This is a genomic window from Arenimonas maotaiensis, assembly GCF_014638745.1.
Lineage (GTDB): Bacteria > Pseudomonadota > Gammaproteobacteria > Xanthomonadales > Xanthomonadaceae > Arenimonas > Arenimonas maotaiensis.
Genome location: NZ_BMFO01000009.1, coordinates 1 through 5,419 on the forward strand (window position 1 = coordinate 1; position 5,419 = coordinate 5,419).

General features: G+C 53.5%; 2 tRNA genes and 3 rRNA genes. All 5 read right to left on the minus strand.

Annotated elements, in window-relative coordinates:
- Positions 1 to 50: 50 nt before the first annotated feature.
- The 5 genes from rrf to IEV56_RS10475 all read right to left on the minus strand — a co-directional run bounded on the left by rrf (position 51) and on the right by IEV56_RS10475 (position 5,156).
- Positions 51 to 163 (minus strand): 5S ribosomal RNA (gene rrf, locus IEV56_RS10455).
- Positions 164 to 297: 134 nt separating this feature from the next.
- A 23S ribosomal RNA gene (locus tag IEV56_RS10460) occupies positions 298 to 3,170 on the minus strand.
- Positions 3,171 to 3,380: 210 nt separating this feature from the next.
- Positions 3,381 to 3,456: transfer RNA gene (locus tag IEV56_RS10465), tRNA-Ala, on the minus strand.
- 7 nt (positions 3,457 to 3,463) lie between these two features.
- Positions 3,464 to 3,540 (minus strand) — tRNA-Ile (locus IEV56_RS10470).
- Positions 3,541 to 3,611: 71 nt separating this feature from the next.
- Positions 3,612 to 5,156: ribosomal RNA gene (locus IEV56_RS10475) — 16S ribosomal RNA — on the minus strand.
- Together the 16S, 23S and 5S rRNA genes with 2 tRNA genes alongside form the textbook arrangement of a ribosomal RNA operon.
- Positions 5,157 to 5,419: the final 263 nt, after the last annotated feature.

Genomic DNA, 5,419 nt, shown 5'->3' on the forward strand with positions numbered 1-5,419 from the left:
GGCGCAATAAAAAACCCCAGCCTTTTGGGGCTGGGGTTTTGGGGTAAAGACCCTGGCGATGACCTACTCTTGCATGTATGCACACACTACCATCGGCGCAGTTGCGTTTCACTTCCGAGTTCGGGATGGGATCGGGTGGTTCCACAACGCTATGGTCACCAGGGAGAGGGTGGAGGGTCGCTTTTGGATGGGAATCCTGAGCGCCGCGCTCTCGTTGGGTGAAGCAAATTGGAATGGGACGTAGTTTTCGAGCGTTCGTTTTATACGTGTTGCGAGGATAAAGCGACTTGAGGTTATATGATCAAGCCTCACGGATCATTAGTATCAGTTAGCTCAATACATTACTGCACTTACACACCTGACCTATCAACCAGGTAGTCTTCCTGGTTCCTTTAGGGGACTTGTGTCCCGGGATATCTCATCTTGAGGCGCGCTTCCCGCTTAGATGCTTTCAGCGGTTATCGCTTCCGAACATAGCTACCCGGCAATGCCACTGGCGTGACAACCGGAACACCAGAGGTTCGTCCACTCCGGTCCTCTCGTACTAGGAGCAGCCCCTCTCAAATATCCAACGCCCACGACAGATAGGGACCGAACTGTCTCACGACGTTCTGAACCCAGCTCGCGTACCACTTTAAATGGCGAACAGCCATACCCTTGGGACCGACTACAGCCCCAGGATGTGATGAGCCGACATCGAGGTGCCAAACACCGCCGTCGATATGAACTCTTGGGCGGTATCAGCCTGTTATCCCCGGAGTACCTTTTATCCGTTGAGCGATGGCCCTTCCATACAGAACCACCGGATCACTAAGACCTACTTTCGTACCTGCTTGATCCGTCGATCTTGCAGTCAAGCACGCTTATGCCTTTGCACACAGTGCGCGATGTCCGACCGCGCTGAGCGTACCTTCGTGCTCCTCCGTTACTCTTTGGGAGGAGACCGCCCCAGTCAAACTACCCACCATACATGGTCCCCGATCCGGATAACGGACCTAGGTTAGAACGTCAAGCACATCAGGGTGGTATTTCAAGGATGGCTCCATGCCAGCTAGCGCCGACACTTCATAGCCTCCCACCTATCCTACACAGACGAACTCAACGTTCAATGTAAAGCTATAGTAAAGGTTCACGGGGTCTTTCCGTCTTGCCGCGGGAACGCTGCATCTTCACAGCGATTTCAATTTCACTGAGTCTCGGGTGGAGACAGCGCCGCTGTCGTTACGCCATTCGTGCAGGTCGGAACTTACCCGACAAGGAATTTCGCTACCTTAGGACCGTTATAGTTACGGCCGCCGTTTACTGGGGCTTCGATCAAGAGCTTCGCCTTGCGGCTAACCCCATCAATTAACCTTCCAGCACCGGGCAGGCGTCACACCCTATACGTCCACTTTCGTGTTTGCAGAGTGCTGTGTTTTTGATAAACAGTCGCAGCGGCCTGGTTTCTGAGGCCTTCTCCAGCTATTAACCAGTGAAGGCGCACCTTCTCCCGAAGTTACGGTGCCATTTTGCCTAGTTCCTTCACCCGAGTTCTCTCAAGCGCCTTAGAATTCTCATCCTACCCACCTGTGTCGGTTTACGGTACGGTCTGCGTAAGCTGAAGCTTAGAAGATTTTCCTGGAAGCGTGATATCAGCAGCCTCGTTCTAATTGAACTGGTCCTTAGTCTCAACGTTGCCCCCCCGGATTTGCCTAAGGGGACCGCCTCAACTCTCTCACCGGGACTACCAACGCCCGGCCTGCCTAACCTTCTCCGTCTCTCCATCGCACTTACGCGAGGTGCAGGAATATTAACCTGCTTCCCATCGACTACGACTTTCGTCCTCGCCTTAGGGGCCGACTCACCCTGCGTCGATTAACGTTGCGCAAGGAAACCTTGGGCTTTCGGCGTGGGGGCTTTTCACCCCCATTATCGTTACTCATGTCAGCATTCGCACTTCCGATACCTCCAGCGGACCTTACGATCCACCTTCACCGGCTTACGGAACGCTCCTCTACCGCGTACACACCTGTGTGTGCACACCCTAAGCTTCGGTGCATGGCTTAGCCCCGTTAAATCTTCCGCGCAGGCCGACTCGACCAGTGAGCTATTACGCTTTCTTTAAAGGATGGCTGCTTCTAAGCCAACCTCCTGGCTGTCTGTGCCTTCCCACATCGTTTTCCACTTAGCCATGACTTTGGGACCTTAGCTGTAGGTCTGGGTTGTTTCCCTTTTCACGACGGACGTTAGCACCCGCCGTGTGTCTCCTGCATAGTCTGTCTTGGTATTCGGAGTTTGCAATGGTTTGGTAAGTCTCAATGACCCCCTAGCCATAACAGTGCTCTACCCCCAAGAAGATTCGTGCAAGGCGCTACCTAAATAGCTTTCGAGGAGAACCAGCTATCTCCGGGTTCGATTAGCTTTTCACTCCTAGCCACACCTCATCCCCTACTTTTGCAACAGGAGTGGGTTCGGGCCTCCAGTACCTGTTACGGCACCTTCACCCTGGGCATGGCTAGATCACCCGGTTTCGGGTCTATTGCCTGCGACTATGCGCCCTGTTCAGACTCGGTTTCCCTTCGCCTCCCCTAATCGGTTAAGCTTGCCACAGACAATAAGTCGCTGACCCATTATACAAAAGGTACGCAGTCACCCCACGAAGGGGCTCCCACTGCTTGTACGCATACGGTTTCAGGTTCTATTTCACTCCGCTCTCCGCGGTTCTTTTCGCCTTTCCCTCACGGTACTGGTTCACTATCGGTCAGTCAGGAGTATTTAGCCTTGGAAGATGGTCCTCCCATGTTCAGACAGGGTTTCTCGTGCCCCGCCCTACTCACTTATCATCAATAAAGAGATTTCGCATACGGGACTCTCACCCTCTATGGTCGGCCTTCCCAGACCGTTTTGCTACCTCAATATCAACTTTTGGGCTGCTCCCCGTTCGCTCGTCACTACTGGGGGAATCTCGGTTGATTTCTTTTCCTCCAGGTACTGAGATATTTCAGTTCCCCGGGTTTGCTTCCAGCAGCTATGTATTCACTGCAGGATACCGCCTAAGCGGTGGGTTTCCCCATTCAGACATCTCCGGATCAATGCTTGTTGCCAACTCCCCGGAGCTTTTCGCAGGCTGCCACGTCTTTCATCGCCTCTGACTGCCAAGGCATCCACCGTATGCGCTTATTCGCTTGATCATATAACCTTAAGTCGCCTCAAGGTCATCGCGAATACAACGATAACTTCAAAATTAAGCGCTTGCGCGCTCGCCTTAGCCTCACGACACGTATAAAAAGAATGTTACTTCTCTAAAACGCTCGTTAACTACGTCCACATTGTCAAAGAACAAGATCCGACTTCAGCGTCGAACCCCATAATGTTTATGTGCGCTACATTCCGTCTTGAAGTGGTGGAGCCAGTCGGGATCGAACCGACGACCCCCTGCTTGCAAAGCAGGTGCTCTCCCAGCTGAGCTATGGCCCCTCGATACTGGTGGGTCTGGGAGGACTCGAACCTCCGACCTCACCCTTATCAGGGGTGCGCTCTAACCACCTGAGCTACAGACCCAGGCCGGATCCACTTTCATGGAATGCAGGAAACTTGTGCGGACGCCTGTAAAACAGGTTCGTCATTGCTCAAAAGGAGGTGATCCAGCCGCACCTTCCGATACGGCTACCTTGTTACGACTTCACCCCAGTCATCGGCCACACCGTGGCAAGCGCCCCCCTTGCGGTTAAGCTACCTGCTTCTGGTGCAACAAACTCCCATGGTGTGACGGGCGGTGTGTACAAGGCCCGGGAACGTATTCACCGCGGCAATGCTGATCCGCGATTACTAGCGATTCCGACTTCACGCAGTCGAGTTGCAGACTGCGATCCGGACTAAGATGGGGTTTCTGGGATTGGCTCCGCCTCGCGGCATCGCGACCCTCTGTCCCCACCATTGTAGTACGTGTGTAGCCCTGGCCGTAAGGGCCATGATGACTTGACGTCATCCCCACCTTCCTCCGGTTTGTCACCGGCAGTCTCCTTAGAGTTCCCGCCATTACGCGCTGGCAACTAAGGACAGGGGTTGCGCTCGTTGCGGGACTTAACCCAACATCTCACGACACGAGCTGACGACAGCCATGCAGCACCTGTGTTCGAGTTCCCGAAGGCACCAAAGCATCTCTGCTAAGTTCTCGACATGTCAAGGCCAGGTAAGGTTCTGCGCGTTGCATCGAATTAAACCACATACTCCACCGCTTGTGCGGGCCCCCGTCAATTCCTTTGAGTTTCAGTCTTGCGACCGTACTCCCCAGGCGGCGAACTTAACGCGTTAGCTTCGACACTGAATGCTCAATTGCACCCAACGTCCAGTTCGCATCGTTTAGGGCGTGGACTACCAGGGTATCTAATCCTGTTTGCTCCCCACGCTTTCGTGCCTCAGTGTCAGTGCTGGTCCAGAGAGCCGCCTTCGCAACTGATGTTCCTCCCGATCTCTACGCATTTCACTGCTACACCGGGAATTCCACTCTCCTCTACCGCACTCTAGTCCGCCAGTATCAAATGCAATTCCCAGGTTGAGCCCGGGGCTTTCACATCTGACTTAACGAACCACCTACGCACGCTTTACGCCCAGTAATTCCGAGTAACGCTTGCACCCTTCGTATTACCGCGGCTGCTGGCACGAAGTTAGCCGGTGCTTATTCTTTGGGTACCGTCATCCCCGCCGGGTATTAACCGACAGGATTTCTTTCCCAACAAAAGTGCTTTACAACCCGAAGGCCTTCTTCACACACGCGGCATGGCTGGATCAGGCTTGCGCCCATTGTCCAATATTCCCCACTGCTGCCTCCCGTAGGAGTCTGGACCGTGTCTCAGTTCCAGTGTGGCTGATCATCCTCTCAGACCAGCTACCGATCGTCGCCTTGGTGGGCCTTTACCCCGCCAACTAGCTAATCGGACATCGGCTCATCCAATCGCGCAAGGCCTTGCGGTCCCCTGCTTTCATCCTCAGATCGTATGCGGTATTAGCGTAAGTTTCCCTACGTTATCCCCCACGAAAGGGTAGATTCCGATGTATTCCTCACCCGTCCGCCACTCGCCACCCAGAGAGCAAGCTCTCCTGTGCTGCCGTTCGACTTGCATGTGTTAGGCCTGCCGCCAGCGTTCACTCTGAGCCAGGATCAAACTCTTCAGTTAAAAACAATATTTACAGCTTTTATCTGCAGAATCCCATCAAGGCTTGTACATCGCTTGCGTACTAATTTGCATTACTACTCATTGACTTAAAGCTTTTAACAGACTTCTGCAAGATTGGACTCACTCCATCTTACAGACGCCCGCACAAATTTCCTGCGCACATTTACAAAGAACTCGTTGCGGCACCCTGAGGGTTTCGCGCTTCGGACATTTCGTCTCGAAGTGGTCGCACAGTATGGCAGACCTTTTGGGACTCGTCAACA